This is a genomic window from Pseudomonas sp. St316, from assembly GCF_018325905.1.
In the GTDB taxonomy this organism is placed as follows: domain Bacteria; phylum Pseudomonadota; class Gammaproteobacteria; order Pseudomonadales; family Pseudomonadaceae; genus Aquipseudomonas.
The window spans coordinates 5140622-5161766 of record NZ_AP021901.1 but is presented as its reverse complement, the minus strand read 5'-3'; the positions used below and the strand labels follow the sequence as shown (position 1 = coordinate 5161766).

14 protein-coding genes, 1 tRNA gene, 3 pseudogenes and 1 riboswitch are annotated in these 21145 nt (G+C 60.3%); of the genes and pseudogenes, 4 read left to right on the top strand and 14 right to left on the bottom strand.

Annotation, left to right across the window (positions count from 1 at the left end):
- Positions 1–73 precede the first annotated feature (73 nt).
- Positions 74–346 (bottom strand): DUF3077 domain-containing protein, encoded by a 273-nt coding sequence (locus KI237_RS22985; protein WP_212800682.1) that lies wholly within the window; start codon positions 344–346, stop codon positions 74–76.
- An 819-nt stretch (positions 347–1165) separates the two neighbouring features.
- On the opposite strand from KI237_RS22985, the gene KI237_RS22980 reads away from it, so the two are divergent.
- The 4 genes and pseudogenes from KI237_RS22980 to KI237_RS22965 all read left to right on the top strand — a co-directional run bounded on the left by KI237_RS22980 (position 1166) and on the right by KI237_RS22965 (position 6742).
- Positions 1166–1387, top strand: a complete 222-nt coding sequence (locus KI237_RS22980; protein WP_249410764.1) for a type II toxin-antitoxin system HicA family toxin — start codon at positions 1166–1168, stop codon at positions 1385–1387.
- A pseudogene (locus KI237_RS22975) lies at positions 1384–1715 on the top strand (type II toxin-antitoxin system HicB family antitoxin). Before KI237_RS22980 ends, KI237_RS22975 begins: the two are co-directional and overlap by 4 nt.
- A 147-nt stretch (positions 1716–1862) precedes the next feature.
- Positions 1863–1925 (top strand): annotated as a pseudogene (locus tag KI237_RS22970) (winged helix-turn-helix transcriptional regulator); the annotation flags it as partial.
- Between the two features lie 443 nt (positions 1926–2368).
- The gene (locus KI237_RS22965) at positions 2369–6742 is read left to right on the top strand and encodes a beta strand repeat-containing protein (RefSeq protein ID WP_212797188.1); all 4374 of its coding nucleotides are present in this window, start codon (positions 2369–2371) and stop codon (positions 6740–6742) included.
- Positions 6743–7088: 346 nt separating this feature from the next.
- Here the strand turns inward: KI237_RS22965 and KI237_RS22960 are convergent, their stop codons facing one another.
- From KI237_RS22960 to KI237_RS22900, 13 genes and pseudogenes are all read right to left on the bottom strand, one after another.
- Positions 7089–7670, bottom strand: coding sequence for a hypothetical protein (locus KI237_RS22960; RefSeq protein ID WP_212797187.1), 582 nt, complete (start codon positions 7668–7670; stop codon positions 7089–7091).
- Between the two features lie 142 nt (positions 7671–7812).
- Positions 7813–7886 (bottom strand) — tRNA-Gly (locus KI237_RS22955).
- A gap of 160 nt (positions 7887–8046) precedes the next feature.
- Positions 8047–8931 (bottom strand): alpha/beta fold hydrolase, encoded by an 885-nt coding sequence (locus tag KI237_RS22950; protein ID WP_212797186.1) that lies wholly within the window; start codon positions 8929–8931, stop codon positions 8047–8049.
- Positions 8932–9241: 310 nt separating this feature from the next.
- Positions 9242–9934 carry a pseudouridine synthase gene (locus KI237_RS22945; RefSeq protein WP_212797185.1) on the bottom strand — a complete coding sequence of 231 codons (693 nt, stop codon included), beginning with the start codon at positions 9932–9934 and terminating at the stop codon, positions 9242–9244.
- 35 nt (positions 9935–9969) lie between these two features.
- The gene (locus tag KI237_RS22940) at positions 9970–10188 is read right to left on the bottom strand and encodes a cysteine-rich CWC family protein (RefSeq protein WP_212797184.1); all 219 of its coding nucleotides are present in this window, start codon (positions 10186–10188) and stop codon (positions 9970–9972) included.
- Positions 10181–10798 (bottom strand): annotated as a pseudogene (locus KI237_RS22935) (GGDEF domain-containing protein); the annotation flags it as partial. The pseudogene KI237_RS22935 and the gene KI237_RS22940, both read right to left, overlap by 8 nt.
- Positions 10799–11049: 251 nt before the next feature.
- Positions 11050–12828, bottom strand: coding sequence for an allophanate hydrolase (gene atzF / locus KI237_RS22930; RefSeq protein WP_212797182.1), 1779 nt, complete (start codon positions 12826–12828; stop codon positions 11050–11052).
- 22 nt (positions 12829–12850) lie between these two features.
- Positions 12851–16492 carry an urea carboxylase gene (gene uca / locus KI237_RS22925; protein ID WP_212797181.1) on the bottom strand — a complete coding sequence of 1214 codons (3642 nt, stop codon included), beginning with the start codon at positions 16490–16492 and terminating at the stop codon, positions 12851–12853.
- Between the two features lie 299 nt (positions 16493–16791).
- Entirely contained in the window at positions 16792–17433 is a 642-nt protein-coding gene (locus tag KI237_RS22920; RefSeq protein WP_212797180.1) for an urea amidolyase associated protein UAAP2, read from the bottom strand.
- Positions 17434–17444: 11 nt separating this feature from the next.
- The gene (locus tag KI237_RS22915; protein ID WP_212797179.1) at positions 17445–18170 is read right to left on the bottom strand and encodes an urea amidolyase associated protein UAAP1; all 726 of its coding nucleotides are present in this window, start codon (positions 18168–18170) and stop codon (positions 17445–17447) included.
- Positions 18171–18183: 13 nt separating this feature from the next.
- Entirely contained in the window at positions 18184–18972 is a 789-nt protein-coding gene (locus KI237_RS22910) for an ABC transporter ATP-binding protein (protein ID WP_212797178.1), read from the bottom strand.
- Complete coding sequence (locus tag KI237_RS22905; RefSeq protein ID WP_212797177.1) at positions 18969–19784, bottom strand: ABC transporter permease; 816 nt, start codon at positions 19782–19784, stop codon at positions 18969–18971. The genes KI237_RS22910 and KI237_RS22905 overlap by 4 nt, the downstream gene beginning before the upstream one ends.
- Before the next feature lie 15 nt (positions 19785–19799).
- A complete protein-coding gene (locus KI237_RS22900) occupies positions 19800–20867 on the bottom strand; it encodes a putative urea ABC transporter substrate-binding protein (RefSeq protein ID WP_212797176.1) in 1068 nt (355 codons plus the stop codon).
- 60 nt (positions 20868–20927) lie between these two features.
- A riboswitch (guanidine-I (ykkC/yxkD leader) is annotated at positions 20928–21029 on the bottom strand.
- Positions 21030–21145 lie beyond the last annotated feature (116 nt).

Genomic DNA, 21145 nt, shown 5'->3' with positions numbered 1-21145 from the left:
GAAAACGCCAGGGCCTTTTGTTTTGTCGTTAGGTGGGCATCTTGCGGTGCCCATTCTCAAACGTACTGTCTATCTATTGTTTCTCGGCTTTTTTTCTAACTTCAACTTCCGGTCTAGGCGTAATGACTTTCACAACGTCATCAATCACCGCCTTGCTCATCTCCAACAAAAAATGCGCAGCCCAGGCGTAGCGGTCGGTGCTCTTTTCAAACGCCGCGTCTTCGGCCAACCGGTGAGCGAGATGCAAAAGATCCGATGCCCGCTCCAATGCCTCTTGGATGGGTACGCCGCCATTGACACGGAATAGTGCTCGGTCGGCGGAATAGTTGAAGGGGGTGTAGCCGATGGTTTTAGCTCAGTGTTTTCGTTCATGACCTGCCTCCGAAGATCGGAAAGTCGTTGGCACGAAGCTGAAGCTTGGTTCGGTAAGCGCGGAAATAGGATGGAATTGTGTTTCGCATATTTTCACTACTTGACTTGAGAAACCGCCGCCATCCTTTCCTAGATTCGGGTGGCGGCCGCACGTGGGCTAGGAACCGGGAATCAAGGCACCCGGCACACCCGAGGGTGTCCCACGCACAGCCGCCATAAAACATCATCGCAAACACAAAAAGCGCCTGCAATTTTATGGGCGCTGTGCGCCTTGAATTCAACGGGTTCCTAGGCCCGGTCGCTGAATTTGCAGCGACGTCTGGAGAGTAGCCATCGAAGGACAAGGGCAACAAGGTGAAAACTCGCCGAAAAGCAAAGTAAGCGCACCCCCTACGCAATTCTCGGATTTAGCCTACAAATCTCCCCTGGGTCATGCGATACGTGGCGAGGGAGCTTGCTCCCGCTGGGCTGCGCAGCAGCCCCTCTTGTGAGCGCTTCGCACTCAAGCGGGAGCAAGCTCCCTCGCCACGGGACTCATTAGCAGGGTAGATAGGAAATAGTGTCCCGCGGAACGGATTGCTCGATTGGTTTAAGCGATTGATGTCCGACATATTTTGCCAGCTCGCGGAAAGTGGTACTGAAGGGGAGGGCGGGTTAAATCGGAAAGGATGACCCGATCCACATTTTGATTTTATTGATCGGTGCTGCTCACACGTCAACGCAGGTGATAAATCTTTTTTTGGTATCGCGGTGTAATACCAAGAATAATGAACAGCTCAGCACGCTCAGAGCCATATTCTCCAGGCCGACGCCTTCAACGTTGGAGTGGGCTCGTATTGAGTCACTGTTTGGCGCAACGGGTGCCAAGACCATTGAAGGCAGTGGATCGCGTGTACGTTTTGAATTGAATGGTGTGGTCGCAACGTTCCACCGGCCCCACCCAGACAAAGAAGCAAAGCCCTACCAGGTACGTGATGCTCGGGCTTTCCTTGAGCAAGCAGGAGTTGCGTCGTGAACGTTATGAATTATCGAGGTTACGCCGCCCGAATCGACTACAGCGAGAAGACGGTCTGTTTGTCGGCCACATCGCTGGCATTAAGGATGTCGTCGGGTTTCACGGCGAATCTGTCAGCGAGCTTCGGGCCGCGTTTGAAGAGGCGGTTACCGATTATCTGGAGACCTGTGCCAAGCTGGGGCGAGCACCGCAGAAACCCTATTCTGGCAATCTCAGCCTACGCCTAGCCCCCGCCCTCCACGCAACAGTCGCCGTGAAAGCTCAGCTCGCCCACAAGAGCATCAACCAATGGGTGGTCGATGTTCTGGATCGTGAAGTGCACGCTTGAAGACAGACTGCGACAGGACGTCAGATTTCATTTGCCTCCGTTAAACACCGTTTGCCAACAGTCCACGGTCCACAACTGATCAAGCCGCATCATGTTCTCCGAGTCATCATCTCCCTTCGTATTCCCCTGCCTGGATTGGTCGGCTCGCTATCCGCCTCGCCATGCCTGCGTCGTGTTCGGATGCTGGAAGAGACCGGTTTGATCCAAGGTTAACAAGCCATCCTCGACCGCAACGCGGGACACAGGGGGTCAACATACCCCGTTTGCATAGGACGTCAGCAGCACGCTCCCCTTCCGTACGTATCAGGCCTCTTGTGTGAAGAGATATTGTCGTGCTATCACGCAAGGACGCTCAGCGCCCAGTTAACTTCCCAATAGGGGGATGGGCCTTGGATGGAACTCAGCATGGATCGGCTGCGCCAACACGCAATTGAACGTAAAAACTCAGACATATCCCTTTTTTCAAATCGGGCGGCTTTGTCGTGCCTGTAATTTAATAAATGACACTTTGATTACCCGTTTTTCTAGACGGAGTTTCCGCTCAAGCTTCATTGGCCACGGCCGAAAAGTACCGCAGAGATCTATGCTTCAGTGTGTAAACAATTTTGATTTTAAGAGACCTCCTCTACCATCCTTAAAGCAGGGAAGAAAAAATGGCAGTTATTAATGGAACAGCTGGCGCAGATGCACTAATTGGCACCGCAGGGGATGATGAGATTAACGCGCTGGGTGGCAACGACGTAATCAAAGGCACTGCAGGCGCAGACAAGATTGATGGTGGTGCTGGTACAGATACTGTTGACTATTCGGCATCTACTGAAGGTATCAATATAGATTTGCGCCAGGGAACTGGACTTGTTGGGCGGGGTGGCGACGCAGAGGGGGATACGCTCATTGGTGTCGAAACCGTCATAGGCTCAGCTTTCAACGACGTGCTCTCTGCTGGTCCTTACACCACGGCCACAGGGGTCCGGCTGGAAGGCGGTGCTGGCGACGACATCTACAACATCAATATGGGGCAGACCCCCACCATCATCGAACAGGCCGGTGGTGGCAACGATGAAGTCCGCGTGTCGGTGATCAATGCCAGTGGCACGGTCCTGGCGGCAAACGTGGAGCGCCTGACCTACGTCGGCACTGGCGCGTTCATCGGCTACGGCAACGACAGCGACAACATCATTACTGGTGGTTCGGGTAACGACACACTGTTCGGTGGCGCGGGCGCGGATCAGTTCATCGGCGGTGTCGGCTCTGACATAGCGGGTTATACCGATAGCAAAGAAGCCGTGACCATCAACCTCAAGACGGGTGTGCATACCGGCATCGCGGCAGGTGATACCTACACCGACATCGAGGCGATCAGAGGATCGAATTTCAACGACACGTTCGTTGGCGATGGTAGCGGCATGGATTTCGACGGAGGTGCCGGGAGCGACACGGTCGACTACTCGGGTTCGACTGCCGGGATAAACGTTAATATTCGTCTCGGAACGGGCACTGCAGGCACGGGTGGAGATGCCGAAGGCACTATTTTAACGGCTATCGAAACTGTCATAGGCTCAGCTTTCAACGACGTCCTTACCGCCGGCCCGTACACCATAGCCACAGGAGTACGGCTGGAAGGTGGTGCCGGCGACGATATCTACAACATCAACATGGGGTACACCCCCACCATCATCGAACAGGCCGGTGGTGGCAACGATGAAGTCCGCGTGTCGGTGATCAATGCCAGTGGCACGGTCCTGGCGGCAAACGTGGAGCGCCTGACCTACGTCGGCACTGGCGCGTTCATCGGCTACGGCAACGACAGCGACAACATCATTACTGGTGGTTCGGGTAACGACACACTGTTCGGTGGCGCGGGCGCGGATCAGTTCATCGGCGGTGTCGGCTCTGACATAGCGGGTTATACCGATAGCAAAGAAGCCGTGACCATCAACCTCAAGACGGGTGTGCATACCGGCATCGCGGCAGGTGATACCTACACCGACATCGAGGCGATCAGAGGATCGAATTTCAACGACACGTTCGTTGGCGATGGTAGCGGCATGGATTTCGACGGAGGTGCCGGGAGCGACACGGTCGACTACTCGGGTTCGACTGCCGGGATAAACGTTAATATTCGTCTCGGAACGGGCACTGCAGGCACGGGTGGAGATGCCGAAGGCACTATTTTAACGGCTATCGAAACTGTCATAGGCTCAGCTTTCAACGACGTGCTCTCTGCTGGTCCTTACACCACGGCCACAGGGGTCCGGCTGGAAGGCGGTGCTGGCGACGACATCTACAACATCAATATGGGGCAGACCCCCACCATCATCGAACAGGCCGGTGGTGGCAACGATGAAGTCCGCGTGTCGGTGATCAATGCCAGTGGCACAGTCCTGGCGGCAAACGTGGAGCGCCTGACCTACGTCGGCACTGGCGCGTTCATCGGCTACGGCAACGACAGCGACAACATCATTACTGGTGGTTCGGGTAACGACACACTGTTCGGTGGCGCGGGCGCGGATCAGTTCATCGGCGGTGTCGGCTCTGACATAGCGGGTTATACCGATAGCAAAGAAGCCGTGACCATCAACCTCAAGACGGGTGTGCATACCGGCATCGCGGCAGGTGATACCTACACCGACATCGAGGCGATCAGAGGATCGAATTTCAACGACACGTTCGTTGGCGATGGTAGCGGCATGGATTTCGACGGAGGTGCCGGGAGCGACACGGTCGACTACTCGGGTTCGACTGCCGGGATAAACGTTAATATTCGTCTCGGAACGGGCACTGCAGGCACGGGTGGAGATGCCGAAGGCACTATTTTAACGGCTATCGAAACTGTCATAGGCTCAGCTTTCAACGACGTCCTTACCGCCGGCCCGTACACCATAGCCACAGGAGTACGGCTGGAAGGTGGTGCCGGCGACGATATCTACAACATCAACATGGGGTACACCCCCACCATCATCGAACAGGCCGGTGGTGGCAACGATGAAGTCCGCGTGTCGGTGATCAATGCCAGTGGCACGGTCCTGGCGGCAAACGTGGAGCGCCTGACCTACGTCGGCACTGGCGCGTTCATCGGCTACGGCAACGACAGCGACAACATCATTACTGGTGGTTCGGGTAACGACACACTGTTCGGTGGCGCGGGCGCGGATCAGTTCATCGGCGGTGTCGGCTCTGACATAGCGGGTTATACCGATAGCAAAGAAGCCGTGACCATCAACCTCAAGACGGGTATGCATACCGGCATCGCGGCAGGTGATACCTACACCGACATCGAGGCGATCAGAGGATCGAATTTCAACGACACGTTCGTTGGCGATGGTAGCGGCATGGATTTCGACGGAGGTGCCGGGAGCGACACGGTCGACTACTCGGGTTCGACTGCCGGGATAAACGTTAATATTCGTCTCGGAACGGGCACTGCAGGCACGGGTGGAGATGCCGAAGGCACTATTTTAACGGCTATCGAAACTGTCATAGGCTCAGCTTTCAACGACGTCCTTACCGCCGGCCCGTACACCATAGCCACAGGAGTACGGCTGGAAGGTGGTGCCGGCGACGATATCTACAACATCAACATGGGGTACACCCCCACTATCATCGAACAGGCCGGTGGTGGCAACGATGAAGTCCGCGTGTCGGTGATCAATGCCAGTGGCACGGTCCTGGCGGCAAACGTGGAGCGCCTGACCTACGTCGGCACTGGCGCGTTCATCGGCTACGGCAACGACAGCGACAACATCATTACTGGTGGTTCGGGTAACGACACACTGTTCGGTGGCGCGGGCGCGGATCAGTTCATCGGCGGTGTCGGCTCTGACATAGCGGGTTATACCGATAGCAAAGAAGCCGTGACCATCAACCTCAAGACGGGTGTGCATACCGGCATCGCGGCAGGTGATACCTATACCGGTATCGAGGTGATCAGAGGATCGACTTATAACGACATTTTCTATGGCGGCAGTTCGTCCGTGATGCAGGATGGCGCGGGTGGCCAGGATCTAGTCACTTATGAGCAGTCTGGCAGCGCGGTGACGATCGACCTCACCAACGGCACTGACACAGGAGAGGCTGCTGGTCATACCTACGCCAACGTTGAAATGTTTCAAGGCAGCAATTTTAACGACACGCTATCGGGCTCTGGCCTGAAGGACATCTTCATTGGTGGAGCCGGGGCAGATGTAATCGATGGTCGCGCAGGTCTCGACAGTGCTTTTTACATTACAAGCACAACAGGAGTCTCGATCAACTTGCAGACTCAAATCAATCAAGGTGGTGATGCCGAAGGTGATGTATTGCTTAACATCGAACACGTGTTGGGCAGTCACTTCAACGATGTCTTGGTTGGAAACACCGGTGTCAACTATCTGGAGGGCGGATTGGGCAACGACGTCATCGACGGCGGGGACGGCAATGATTTCCTCTATGGTGGGCTGACTTCGTCGATAGGACCTTTCAAAGTCGATGGCTCGGCGAATGGGCCGCAGGCAGACATCTTGTACGGAGGCAGCGGTAACGACACCATCGTCACGGCTGCTAGCGACGAGGGTACTCAAGCCTACGGTGAGGCCGGAAGTGACACTATCACTGTGGCACATGGCATGGCCGATGGTGGGGAAGGTAACGACCTGTTGACCGGTACGGGCGTGGGCTTTTCGCTGTCAGGAGGTCAGGGGGATGACAGGCTGATATTGCAGGCCAGTGGTTTTGCTAACGGTGGAGAGGGTGGCGATACCTACACCATCAATACTCCAACGCTAGTGACGATTCAGGACGACGGCATCAGCAGCGGCGACAAATTGGTTTTGTCATACATCAGCAGCTCTGAACTGTTGGCTGATCGCGTCGGTGATGACCTCTATCTGCACCGATCAAGCTTCGCTCCAGGAGAGACACCGCAAGAAGGTGTGCGCCTCAAGGATTGGTATGCAGGTTACGATACCATCGAACAGATCCAGACAGCTGATATGCAACTCGTCACTCTGTCGGGCATTAACCCGTTTGCCAATGATCTGTTTTCCTAAACAGCTGAGCCAGCGTTCTTGCGACCAGGATACAAAAAGCCCCGCTGTGAAAAACGCCGGGGCCTTTTGTTTTGTCGTTAGGTGGGCATCTTGCGACGAACAATTGCATCAAGAGGTAGAGGCGTTAGCTGAAGAGATGAGACGCTCAACCCCGACCACTCTCCGCGTTACGTTGCTGCCGTTCGGCGTCGGTGCGGCGTTCGCCTTGACCTTGTTTGTCGTTGTCGCTTTTGTCGCAAAGCATGTTTGACCCTCTATCACTTTTCGGCATAGCCCAGTCTGGCTTGCTCGGCACGCTTGCCGCCTACCGGTCTCCCCTCTTGGCGAGGGCACAGTGAAATCCTCTTCATGCTCTTGGCGTACTGTTCTTCAACGCTCCTGCTGCGCAACGTCTCGCAATAGCCTTCAGCATGCGTCGGCGGATAAGCCCGCTGACCGGGCGAATCAAATACCAATACGACGTAAAACTGCGCAGCGCATCCGCGTCGAGGCAATGCACTCGCGTTTGCGTGGTGACCCTCGTCAGGCCCGATCGTAGCAACTGGCAGTTGAAACTGATGACCAGTTTCACATTCCCCGGCTCATTGAATAGCTCGAACGCTTCGGCATTCGCGACAACGACTTGGCCGTAGTCAGCTTTCCACAGCTTGCCGGCGAGCCCGTAGGTGAGTTCGGTGTCGCCATTGCGCTCAAGCAGCGTGAAATTGTCCAGTCCGAATGACGCGCGTTGATCAGCCCCTGGGGGCCGGGATCGACCCAGCAGGCGCATGGGGAGTTCGCGCAGCTTGATTGCATACCGAAAAAAACGGTCGTCTTCGGGGCGGTGGGCGAGGATTGCCGCCATGGCTTGGGAGGGGTCAACGGGGATGTCCAAGGTATGCAATTCACTGAACTGATACGTAGGCATATATGAGTCAATCAGGTGCATCCTTGCTCTCCTTCATAGGTACTCGGTGTGCACCTCAGGGGCGCAAATCCCACAAACGCCAGACCAAAAAAAACCGGCCACCAAGAGCCGGTTTCTTTTTAATCCCCCGCCAAAGACGTACGACGCAGGACCAGAATTCGATTGGAGCGGGTGAAGGGAATCGAACCCTCGTTATCAGCTTGGGAAGCTGGAGTAATGCCATTATACGACACCCGCTCAGAGCGGCTGACTTTGTACCAGATGTGCGCACGGATTTGAAGTTTTTCTTCACATGGCGTGCGGTCAGTCGTCTACGCGAGCCTCAAACCAGAGCGGTCGTTGGCGGGCAAGCCCCGTTGCTGAAGGGGCGAAGGGGCTTGCTCGCCAGGACTCGGTTTCAGATGGCCAGTGCATGGTAGCCCTGCACGTAGCTATAGCGCGGTCGGCTTTCGTGGTGTTCCGGTGTGAGGAAACCCATCAAGGCGTTGCGGCTGTCGCGGCAGGCGGCTTTGTGCTCCATGTCCAGGAAGTGCCCGGTGGCTTGCAGCGTGCTGAAGGTGCTGTGTTCGACATGGTTGGCGAAGAGCCTGGCGTCGTCGGCGGAGGTGTATTCGTCCCATTCGCCGTTCAGGAACAGCACCGGTACGTTGATTTTCTTGGCCGCGTTGATGTAGCACTGCCGGTCGCTGTTGAGCACGTCGCTGATGTGGAAGTGCATCTGCCCGTACTCATGCTCGGCCAGACTGCTGACGTGGCGATAGTTGAAGCGCTTGAACAGCGGCGGTAAATGTTTGCCGATGGTGCTGTTGACCAAGTGCCCGACACGGTCGCCATCCAGGCTGCCCAGGTAATCCACACCGCGTTCCAGGTAGTCGCGCATCGGCGCATTGAGCACCGGCGAGAACGAGCTGATCACCGCTTTTTCGATGCGTCGTGGCCGGTGGGCCAAGGCGCTCAACGTGGCGGCGCCGCCCCAGGAAAACGACAGCACGTGCTCGGCGGCGAAGTGGTCGATCAGTTCCAGGAGGATCTGCCCTTCGATCTCCTTCGTCAGCATTTTCTCATGCCGATTGTGGGCCTTGGACTTGCCCGCGTAGGGTTGGTCGTACAGCACAACATTGAATTGCGGGTAGAGGTTTTTGGCGGTCTGTGCAAACGACGCGGTGGTGGCCATTGAGCCGTTGACCAAAATGATGGTCTTTTGTGCGGCGTCTGCGCGATAGAACTCCGTGTAAACCCGATACTGACCCTGTATATCCAGCACAGCGATTTCTGGCCTCATGTCATAAGACTCCTGGCAAGCGGGTATGCGCGCAATGAGATTGCACGGGCAATGTGACAGGTAGGCATACGCCTGGAAGATAAGGCCCATGTCGATCCAAAAAAACGGTCGACGGGTGTTGTTATAGGCGGGCAGTTCGCCGGCGGGACAAGGCGGAACCTGAGGGTTCCAGCCGGCAAAAAGTTTCTTGGAAGTATGTTGTGACTCGTCGGTCACATTTCGGCCGACGGTTTGATTCAAGCAGGGGGGCGAGCGTTGCGCAAGTCCCTATCGGAAAATTGTTCGACACTTCTGCCCAGCGGTAGCGGGTTCAGATGAGATGGACTTCGTCAGGGCTCAAGGCGCGGTACTGGCCCGGCTCAAGATCGGCGTCCAACGTCAGTGGGCCCATGCGCTCGCGGTGCAGGCGCAGCACCTTGTTGTTGAAGTGGCCGAACATGCGCTTGACCTGGTGATAGCGCCCTTCAACGATGCTCAAACGCGCCGATCTGGGCCCCAGCAGCGTCAGCTCTGCTGGTTGGGTGGTGAGGTCTTCGAAGGCAAAGTACAGGCCCCGGGCGAAGGTTTCGGCGTATTCGGCCGTGATGATTTGCTCGGTTTCGACGTAGTAGACCTTGGGCAGCTTGGTCTGCGGTTGTGTCAGGCGCCGCGACCAGGTGCCGTCATTGGTGATCAGCATCAGCCCGGTGGTGTTGAAATCCAGGCGCCCGGCGATGTGCAGGTCGTCCTTGTCCGGCTCGTCCAGCCAGTCGAGCACGGTAGGGTGTTGCGGGTCGCGAGTCGCACTGACACAGCCGGGCGGCTTGTGCAGCATGAAGTAGCGCGCCGGTCGGCCCGATTGCAGCACTTCGTCGTCGACCTCTACACGGCTGAACTCACGGACTTGTGCATGGGGATCGCTGACGGTCTGGCCGTCGATCCGCACCCGGCGTTCCACCAGCAACAGGCGCACTTGTTGGCGATTGAATCGCGGCAGATTACTGAGGAAACGGTCGACGCGCATGGACAGTTCAGGCAAGGCAACGGAGGGCGGGCATCTTACGCGATCGGCTGAGGCTTGGCGCGCAACTGGGCTTCGACCTGGGCGCAGCGTGGGCACAGGCAGGACTGATCACGCAGCTCGGCCGGCAATGCCTGGAGCACGGCCGGGTCGATGCTCACGCCGTAACACCAGCAGGCCCGGTCGGCGGTTCGTGGGTCGGCCAGGGTGCAGTCGTTGGCACCGCCGCAGGCCGGGCAAAGGTCGGGTTTATTCATAACTGGAATGAGGCATTTCCACGCAGGTTCGGTTGTACCCGGTCTGCCGGGCGCGTTGCAGCGCATGATCGGTCCGCGACAGCAGCCTGTGCAAGGTGTCTTCGTCCTGCAAGGTGGTGAGGCCCAGGCTGACGGTGACCAGCAATTGTTTTCCACTGCAGAAATAGCGCTGCTTTTCGATGTGCTGACGAATTTTCTCTGCGATCTTCAGACCGGTCTGTCCGTCGGTGTCCTTGAGCAGGACGACAAAGGCTTCAGTGCTCCAGCGACACACGATGTCCGAATGCCGCAGGCTTTGCGTCAGATCGCGGGCGAACCCGGTCAGCAGTTGATCGGTGGCGATATGACCATGGGTGCTGTCCAGCCGCTTGAAATCGTCCAGTTCCACCAGCAGCGCAGTCAAGGGTTTGGGCTCGCGCTGGGCTTCATGCAAGGCTTGCACGGCCAGCAGGTCGAAGCCACGGCGATTCGGCAATTCGGTCAGGCTGTCGAGGGTGGCCTGGGCGTCGAGGCGTTGTTGGTAGCGGTTGATCAACCGATAAAGGATTGCCAGGACCGCCAGCGTCACGAGTATGCCGATCAGCAGGTTCAGATACAGCGTCTTGAGGATGTTATCGCGTACCGAGGCATGGGCGGCGTAATAGCCCAGCAACGCAATGGTCAGGAAACCAGTACCGAGCAGCGCCACCACGGCCAGGAGCGGCCTGCGCTGGGAATACAACGGCGAACGGAGCGACATGGCGATTCCCTTGGCGCAGACCCAATGAAATCAGTTTAGTGGCCCTGTGGGAAAAGACATTCGGATTTGCAGATCTGTAGGACTGTGGTGAGGGAGCAAGCTTCCTCACCACCGCTTCGGCCTTATTCCAGGCTACGCAGATAAGCCCGCCATCCTCCCAGGTGACTGATGTCCCGTGCGCCTTCCAGGCCATACGACTCGCAGATGAATCCGCTTTCCCAGCGACCATCGGCCAGTTGCACCTTGCCCAGCCCCAATGGCGCGGGGATGCCGGTCAGGAATGAACCCAGTTCACTGCTCGGCAGTTCCCAGACCTCGACCTCGATCGCCACGCCGCCTTCACGAACCCGAACCATGCCAGGACGCAAGGGTGGGCCGCCGGCCAAGGCATGAAGTCGGTAATCCGCTGAGCTTCGGGTGGCCTCGACCAGACGCGCACCGCGTTGCTTGAGTTGCCCGTTCAGCGCCAGCCCGTCCAGGTGTGCGCCACACACGACGAGCCGCGCCCGGTCGTGGCGCGCCGGGTTGGCGGGCAAGGGCAAGGCCTTGTCCTGTTGACGCTGCAAGGCATCGGCCACGCTCAAGAGGTATTGATCGGTGAAGGCTCGACCGAACAACGTCACGCCCCAAGGCAAGCCGTTGGCCATGAACGCACTGGGAACGGCGACGGCGGCGTAGTCCAGCAGGTTCATGAAATTGGTGTAGTACCCCAGCTCCGAGTTGCGCAGCACCGGTTCGGCGGCCAGTTCGGCGAGGGTCACCGGTCGGCCGATGGTGGGTGTGAGGACGCAATCGAGCGTGTCCATGGCCCGGTCGCATTGGGCTTTGAGCGCTTGCAAACAGTACCGGGCGCGGAAGGTTTGTACGCCATCTACCGTAGGTGCTTTCGCCAGGACGGCGCGGATGACCGGTAGCACGGCCTGCGGCTCACGTTCCATCAAGGGGCCGGCAACGCTGTAGCGTTCGGCCACCCAAGGGCCTTCATAAAGCAGCCGCGCCGCTTCCAGGAACGGCGACAAGTCCAGTTCCACGGCTTCACCGCCCAGGCGTTCGAGTCGCTCGATGGCTTTGTGAAACAGTTGCGGACCTTCCTGGCAGCCGAAAAATGCCAGGTCCTGTTGGCGCGGCACACCGAAGCGAAAGCGCCGAGGCGCGCCGAACGCGGCACCGTCGTTCCATTGCGGGTTGTGGCGGCTGTAGTCATCACGAGGGTCTGGGCGGGCCGTCAGCGCCAATAGTTGGCTGGCTTCCTTCGCCGTCGCCGTGAAGGTCGTGACGCAGTCCAGCGTGCGACAGGCCGGGACCACGCCGGCCGTGGAGATCAACCCCAAGGTGGCCTTCAATCCCACCAGATTGTTCAGCGCTGCGGGCACCCGACCGGAGCCGGCGGTGTCGGTGCCCAAGGCAAAACTCGCCACGCCCAAGGCCACGGCCAGCGACGAGCCGGCGCTCGAGCCGCCTGCCGGATAGTCGGGCAACACGCTGTTGCGGCAGGCGCCGTAGGGCGAGCGAGTGCCATTGAGCCCGGTGGCGAATTGGTCGAGGTTGGTCTTGCCCAGGGGGATCGCGCCGAGTGCCAGCAACTGCTCGACAATAGTCGCCGAGCGTGGCGGCACGTAGGTAAATGCCGGACAGGCTGCGGTGGTTGGAATGCCGGCCAGGTCGATGTTGTCCTTGATGGCAAACGGCACTCCGTACAGCGGCAGGCTCTCCAGGTCGCGGCTTTCCAATGCGCTCAGGTAGGGTTCCAGTTCTTCGGCCGTCAGCAGGTGGATGAACAGGTGATAGTCCGGGTTCAGCGCTGCGGCTTTTTCTCGCAGGCCCAGTAGCAATTTGCGTGGCGTCAGTTCGCCGCTGCGGTAGGCATTGCGCAGGTCGTCCAAGCGAAGAGAGAGGTTCATGGTGTTAATCCTTTGATTGAGTTCAGTCACGGTCCAGCACCACGACGCGCTGTCCGGCGCGCACCGCCGAACCGGGCTGGACGCGCACCTCGCGCACCACGCCGGCCGAGGGCGCAAGCAGCGGGATTTCCATTTTCATCGACTCGAGAATCACCAGCACATCACCGGCGCCGACCCTGGCGCCAACGTCTACCTGCACCTGCCAGAGGTTGCCGGCGATGTGGCTGTCGACACTCAGTTGACCGTCAGTCAGCGGCGAATCTTCGCTCGGCGCGATGGCCGGTTCTTCACTGTCGAAGTGCGCCTGGCCACTGGCGATCCAGCGCTCGCGCTCGGCGTCGAAGGCGCCTTGTTGCCGTTGGCGAAACGCGGCAATGCCGTCGGCTTCCTGCACCAGGAAACGCTGGTATTCAGCGAGGTTGAGCTGGCTGTGCTCGATCTTTAGATCGAAGCGACCCAGGGGGAAGTCCCGACGGATGCGCAACAGTTCGTCGGCGCTGACCGGGTAGAAGCGGATCTGGTCGAAGAACCGCAGCAGCCAGGGCTTGCCGTCGAACGCGGCGACGTCCCGATAACGATTCCACATCTGCAACGTGCGCCCGACGAACTGATAGCCGCCAGGACCTTCCATGCCGTACACGCACATATAGGCGCCGCCGATGCCCACCGAGTTCTCTGCGGTCCAGGTTCGGGCCGGGTTGTATTTGGTGGTCACCAGTCGATGGCGCGGGTCGAGCGGTGTGGCGACCGGTGCGCCGAGGTAGACATCCCCCAGGCCCATCACCAGGTAGCTGGCGTCAAACACCGTGCGTTGCACTTCGTCGAGGTTGGGCAGGTCGTTGATGCGTCGAATAAACTCCAGGTTGCTCGGGCACCAGGGCGCGTCCTTGCGCACCGTGGTCATGTATTTTTCGATGGCCAACTGACAGGCCGGATCATCCCAGGACAGTGGCAGGTGGACGATGCGCGACGGCACTTGCAGGTCCTGCGCGGCGCACACCGCGTCCCATTCACCGACGATGAGCGCCAGCAGATCGGCCAGGGGCATTTGCTCGGGTTGGTAGTGCACTTGCAGCGAGCGAATGCCCGGCGTCAGGTCGATCACGCCGGGCAGGTGTTTGTGTTCCAACGCCTGCATCAAGGCATGGGCGCGAAAGCGCAGCACCAGGTCCAGTTCGGGGGCACCGATTTCCAGCAGCAGGTGGGTGTCGCCTGCCAGGCGAGCGACCAGGCGGGTATCGTCCTGGCCGATATCCAACACCACAGGCGACGCAATCCCCTGTGGGAGCGAGCTTGCTCGCGATAGCGGTCTGTCAGTTTCATCAAGGTTGGATGTGCCGCCGCTATCGCGAGCAAGCTCGCTCCCACAGGGGGGCCATTGCAGGGCCAGCGAGCGGGCGGTCGTCAGGTCCACCGGCACGAACCGCACCTTGTCCCCCGCCTTGAGTTGCCCCAACTGCCACAGGTCCGCTTCGATCACCGTCACCGGGCAGACGAAGCCGCCCAGGCTCGGGCCGTCGGGGCCGAGGATGACGGGCATGTCGCCGGTAAAGTCCACGGCACCGATGGCATAGGGATTGTCGTGGATGTTGGAAGGGTGCAGCCCGGCCTCGCCGCCGTCGGCACGCACCCATTCGGGTTTCGGCCCGATCAGGCGGACACCGGTGCGGCTGGAGTTGAAGTGCACTTCCCAGGCCGTGTCGAAGAACGTCTGGATGTAGCGCTCGGTGAAATATTCGGGTGCGCCGTGGGGACCGTAGATCACGCGGATCTGCCGCACGCTTGGCAGTTCCAGGTCCGGCGCGCTCGTTGGCGGCAGCGTCGTGTGCTCATCCAGCGGCGCCAGGTGCAACACGTCGCCGGTACACAACGCCCGTCCGCCATGGCCGCCGAACTGGCCGAGGGTGAAGGTGCTTTTACTGCCCAGGTAATCCGGCACTTGCACGCCGCCCTGCAAGCACAGGTAGCTGCGCGCCCCTGCGCCAGAGATGTGGCCGATCGCGAGGGTGGCGCCGGCAACAATTGACAATGGGGTGTTCATCGGCACCGCTTCGCCGTCGAGCGTGAGGGCAATCACCGCACCGGTCACTGCCACCCGGGCAGCGCAGTTGAAACGCAGCAGCGGCCCGTTCATGGTGATTTCCAACGCCGCTGCACCTTCTTCGTTGCCGAGCAGGCGATTGCCCAGGCGCAGCGAGCGACTGTCCATCGGCCCAGACGGCGGCACACCCACCGCCCAATAGCCGAGGCGGCCGGGATAGTCCTGGACGCTGGTCTGGGTACCGGGGCTGAGCACTTCAACGGTGTTGGCGCGATAGACCAACGCTTCCAGGCAGCGGGTCCAGGGCCGGCCGCTGGAAAACGGTGTGTCGAGGAGAATCTGTTGCAGGTATTGGCGGTTGGTCTCGACGCCGTACAGCAGGCTTTCATCCAGCGCTTGATGCAAGCCCAGGCGCGCCTGCTCGCGGGTTGGCGCCCAGCCAATGACCTTGGCGATCATCGGATCGAAGTAGGGCGGGATCTGACAACCGGCCTCGACCCAGGTGTCGATGCGCAATGCCTTGCCGTCGGCTGGGGGAAATTTCACGGCGGTCAAAAGCCCCGGGCTTGGCTGGAAATCCCGACCTGGATCCTCGGCATACAAGCGCGCCTGGATCGCATGCCCCTCGGCTTTCAAACCTTGGCTCAGCTCGCTCAGTGGCGGCAAATCACCGGCTGCCAGTTGCACCATCCAGCGCACCAGGTCTACGCCCCACACCTGCTCGGTGACGCCGTGCTCCACTTGCAGGCGGGTGTTCACTTCCAGGAAATAGAAGAGCCCTGCGTCGCTGTCGAACACGAACTCCACGGTGCCGGCGCTGCGGTAGTTCACGGCCTGGGCCAGTTGGATCGCCGCTGCGCAGAGTTCGTCGGCCATACCCACGGGCAGGTTCGGCGCCGGGGTCTCCTCGAGGACTTTCTGGTTGCGCCGTTGCACCGAGCAGTCGCGCACGCCCAGGGCGATCACCTGGCCCAGGCCATCGCCGAATACCTGCACTTCCAGATGCCGCGCGCGTTCGATGTACTTTTCGATGAACACCCCGGCGTCGCTGAAGTTGTTCTGGCCCAGGCGCTTGACGGCTTCGAAGGATTCGCTCAGGTCGGCGGCGCTGCGACACACTCGCATGCCGATACCACCACCGCCCGCGGTACTTTTGAGCATCACCGGATAGCCGAGCTGTGTGCCGGCCAATAGCGCGGCGTCGAGGCTGTCGAGCAGTTCGGTACCTTCGAGCAGTGGCACACCCTGCCGGCGCGCCAGGTCGCGGGCGGTGTGCTTGAGGCCGAACACTCGCAGTTGCTCGGGCGTCGGGCCGATGAAAGCGATATTTGCCGCTTCGCAGGCTTCGGCGAAGGCGGCGTTTTCCGAGAGAAAACCGTAGCCGGGATGGATCGCGGTCGCGCCACTGCTTTTGGCAATCGCCAAAAGCTTGTCCACCGCCAGGTAAGTACCGGCCGCTGCGCCTTCGCCCAGGCAGTGGGCTTCATCGGCCTGGAGAATATGCAAGCTGGCGGCGTCGGCCTGGGCATACACCGCCACACCTTCGACCTTCAGTTCACGCAAGGTCCGCAGGATGCGGCAGGCGATGGCGCCACGGTTGGCGATCAGGATTTTTTCGAACATGGCATAACCCCCTCAGGCATGCGTGCTGCCTGAACTGGGATGCGGGCCGTCCCGCAGTTTTCGATGGCCAACGGGGTCGTCCCCGTGAGCGAAACCAAAGACCCGACTCCCCCTGTGGGAGCGAGCTTGCTCGCGATAGCGGCGGTACATCCAGCCGCGATGTAACTGACAGACCGCTATCGCGAGCAAGCTCGCTCCCACAAGGGTTGAGGGTGTTCATGAAATCGGTGGCTATTTGATGCACTGCCCCGACCGGCTCTGGCACAACGCGAACAGCCAGCGGCGCAGGCGGGTGAGTTTCAGTTCCATATCAAGAGCTCCGCTGGCGTGGGGTTGTAGGCGTTGCATGGGTTGTTCAGTTGCGGGCAGTTGGAGATCAACACGATCACGTCCATCTCGGCCCGCAGGTCGACGTATTTCCCGGGTGCCGAGATCCCGTCTTCGAAGGTCAGGCCGCCATCGGCGGTGACCGGCACGTTCATGAAGAAGTTGATGTTCGGCCCAAGGTCGCCCTTGCCCAGCCGACCGTCGTGGGCGCAGGCCCGCAGGTAGTTGTCGCGACAGCTGTGCATGTAGCGTTTTTCCAGGGCATAGCGCACGGTGTTGCTTTCCTGGGCGCAGGCGCCGCCGAGGGTGTCGTGGCGCCCGCAAGTGTCTTCGACAATGGTCAGCATCGGGTGGCCGAGGTTGGAATACAGCACGCTGCCGGTGCTCAGGTAAACGCTGTTCTGCCGGCGCAGGGTGCGCTGCACGTCGTAGCGTTCCTTGGGATTGGCCAGGCTGTAGAACAGCGTATCGACCGCCTGGTTGCCTTCCAGGTCGAGGATGCGCAGGGTCTGGCCGGCCTTGACCTCCACCAGCCAGGGTTCTCCGGCGGGAATCGTGGCGCGGTAGACGGCAGTATCGGGTTGCTTGTGTGCGGTGGCGATGGCGAGTGACATGGCAGCGATCCTCAGGCGAACAGGCGGTCGGTGTTGATGAAGCCGCGCTGGTTTTCCGGGCGCGAATGGCGGCAGTGCTCGGCGACGCTGGCGTCGGCGTTCATCCAACTGAGCTTGAGCGGTTGCGGGGCGTAGTGCGGGTTCGGGTCCATCGGGTGTTGCAGCGCGGTCAGCACCACCAGGGTGTCCATCGGTGCGTACAGCTCGATGTAGTCGCCGGCCTGGGAGTTGCCTTCAACGAAGTGAAAGCCTCCGCGCTCATCGACATCGACCCGGCTGAACAGGTTGAGGGTCATCAGCAGGTCGGACAGGCCCAGCCCCCATTTGCCCAGCTCCACCAGCAGGTTGTCGGTACCGTTGCGAAAGAACCCGTTGCGCAGTTCCTGATAGCGGCCCTGACCGTACTTTTCAGCGACTTCCTCAGCGCAGAGCACACCGCCTAGGCTGTCGCTCCAGCCGCAGGTATCGGCGGTGATGGCCGCCAGCACCCGGCCCATGTCGGAGTAGAGGCAATGGCCTGCGGTGAGCTTGGCGGTGTGTTGGCATTTGAGGCTGTCGGGCAGGTTCAGGCGTTCGGTTTTTTCGTTGGCATTGAGCAGCGTCAAGCTGACGTTTGCCCCGCCGCGCAGGTCGGTCAGGCGCAGCAGTTGGCCGCGCTTGAGCACGAAGGAACGGTGGCCGCCGCCGGGCAGCAGTTCTTCGGCGAAAGGTGCAAACAATGGGGTCGAGTCGGTCATGGAAAAACTCCTTTCAAGCGATACGCAACGTGCCGGCCAGTTCGGCGGGCAGGGCGTCGACGGCGGCACGGGCGGTGCGGCGGTCGCTGTTCAATGGAATGTCGTAGGTAATGCGTGCGCCATAGGCGCCGGGGGCGTGGGGATCGACGCGGACCTTGTCGAACACCAGCAGGCGCGTGCCGAGGCTGAAACCTTCGGACAGGTCATGGGTGACCATGAACACCGTCAGCCGGGTTTCGCGCCACAGCTCCAGCAACAGGGCGTGCATGTCTTTGCGAATGCCCGGGTCGAGGGCACCGAAGGGCTCGTCCAGCAGCAGGACACGCGGCTTCATGATCAGTGCCTGGGCGATCGCCAGCCGCTGTTGCATGCCCCCGGACAGTTGCGCCGGGTATTTATCCAGCGCGTGGCCCAGGCCGACCTTGTCCAGCAGTTGCGCGGCTTCTTCGCGGGCCTGGCGCTTGGCGCTGCCAAACAGTCGGCCCAGCAGCGGCGAGCGCGGCAGTTCCAGGCCCAGGGCCACGTTGTCCAGCACGCTCAGGTGCGGGAACACCGAATAACGCTGGAACACCACGCCCCGGCTGGCATCCGGCTCGCCGGCCAAGGGTTCGCCGTCCAGGAGAATCTGTCCGCGACTGGCACGCTCCTGGCCCAGCAGCAACCGCAGGAAGGTCGACTTGCCGCAACCCGAGGCGCCCACCAGGGTGCAGAACTCACCCTCGGCGACCCTCAGGTTCAAACGCTCCAGTACCACCTGATCGGCATACTGTTGCCAGACATTGTTCACCGTAATGAAACTCATGCCTTCGCCCCCTCGTACCAGGGGAACGCTTGCCGGGTCAGCTGCTTGAGGCCCCAGTCCATCAGCCAGGCGAGCAGGGTGATCCACACCACGTAAGGCAGGATCACGTCCATCGCCAGGTAACGACGCACCAGGAAAATCCGATAGCCCAGCCCATCGGTGGAGGCGATGGCTTCGGCGGCGATCAGAAACAGCCAGGCCGACCCCAGCATCAGGCGCAGGGAAATCAACAGGCGCGGCAGCAGTTGCGGCAGCACCACCCGCAGCATCAGGGTCCAGGTCGACGCACCGAGGGTCTGGGCCTTGATCAGCAGCTCGGGCGGAATTTCCCGGGCGCGCTGCTCCAGGTCGCGAGCCAGGCACGGTGTGATGCCGATCACGATCAGCATCACTTTCGACAGTTCGCCCAGGCCGAAGACGATGAACAGGATCGGCAGGATCGCCAGCGGCGGCACCATCGACACCACCGTGAGCAGCGGCGATAACGGCGCGCCAAACAGCGGCAACGTGCCGGCGGCGATGCCCAGGCACAGCCCGGCCAGGGCGCTGATGCCCAGGCCGATGGCCAACCGCCGCAGGCTCGACGCGGTGTCTTGCCAGAGCAGGTATTCGCCGCTGCGGGCATCGGCGCTGAAGGCCAGGCGTTTGACCGCATCGGCCATTTGCACGGCACTGGGCAGGAGCTTGTCGTTGGGGTTGTCCGTCAACCGTTCGGCCGAGCCCATGAAGTAGGCGAACAACACCAGCGCGAAGGGCAGGATCACCAGCAACAAGCGGCTGGGACGATCCGGGTAGCGGTTGATCAGGCGCATGCCAGGTCCTCCGGTTTACAGCTTGGCGTCGGCGGCCAGCTGTACGTAGGTCGGGTCAAAGCGCAGCTTGAGGTTGGCCTTGTCGCCGCGGGTCACGCCATTGGCGAACGTCATGCCGACCGCGTCGGTGCTCTTGGCACCTTCACCCAACAAGCCGTGCTGGAACGAGAACGCGGCCACCTTGCCCATGGTGGCGGGCAGTTGTTCGCTGGTGGCGAAACTCAGGGCTTCCTTGGGCGTGGCGAACAGCTTGGTGGTGTCCAGTTGTGCCTGGAAACCGGCCAGGTCGGTGCCCGAGGCCTTGGCCATGTGTTCCAGCGCGGTCTTGCTCGCGGCGTTTTTCGCGTTCATCAGGGCCACCACTTCAAACCAGGCACCGGTCAACGCTTTGCCCAGGGCCGGGTTGTCCTGCAGGGTCTGGGTGTTGACCACCATCATGTCCATGATTTCGCCGGGAACCTGGCTGGAGTTGAACACTTCGCTCACGCCGGGCTGGGCCTTGATGTCCGAGAGCATCGGGTTCCAGGTGGTGACGGCCTTGACCTGGTCGGTGTTGAAGGCGGCAGAGATATCAGCGTCGGAGGTGTTGACGACTTTCAAGTCTTTCTCGGCGAGACCCACCGAATCCAGGGCGCGGGCCAGCAGGTAATGGGACACCGACAGTTCCACCAGATTGACGTCCATGCCCTTGAGGTCGGCGACTTTCTTGCCCTCGCCCTTGAGGACGATGCCGTCGTTGCCGTTGGAGAAATCACTGACGATCAGCGCGGTGCTGTCCACGCCGCCGGCGGCGGGAATGGTCAGGGCGTCCATGTTGGTCATGGTGCAGCCGTCGAACTGACCGGCGGTGTACTGGTTGATGGATTCGACGTAATCGTTGAGCTGCACGACATCGATCTGGATGCCGTATTTTTTCGCCCATTTATCGATGATGCCTTGGCTACCGGCATACTCCCAGGGCATCCAACCGGCGTAAATGGTCCAGCAGACGCTGAAGTGGTCTTTTTGGGCGGCGGCGGATGAGAAGCTCGCGAGGGCCGAGAGGGCGGCAAGCAGCAGGGCGGACAGACGAAGCTTGAGCATGGTGGTTCTCCAGTTGATCAAGGGCGGACAGGAGCAACGCGGCACCGCGAACGGTGGCTTGTCTCCCGGGCTTTTGTCCCGCCGTGTAACCTCAACTGGAGGTCGCCAACTCTCGGACCAGCCACTCGCCAGAAGCGAGCCGGAACCCTAGTCAGCCATTGCAAATTGTGGTGCCGCGAACCTGTGATGACTCCTGCACGGAATTTGTTAAAGCGAGAGCCGTGCCAATTCGGGCAAAGGCCCGGGCCAGAGAGGGCAGGTGTTGGTAAGGGATGACT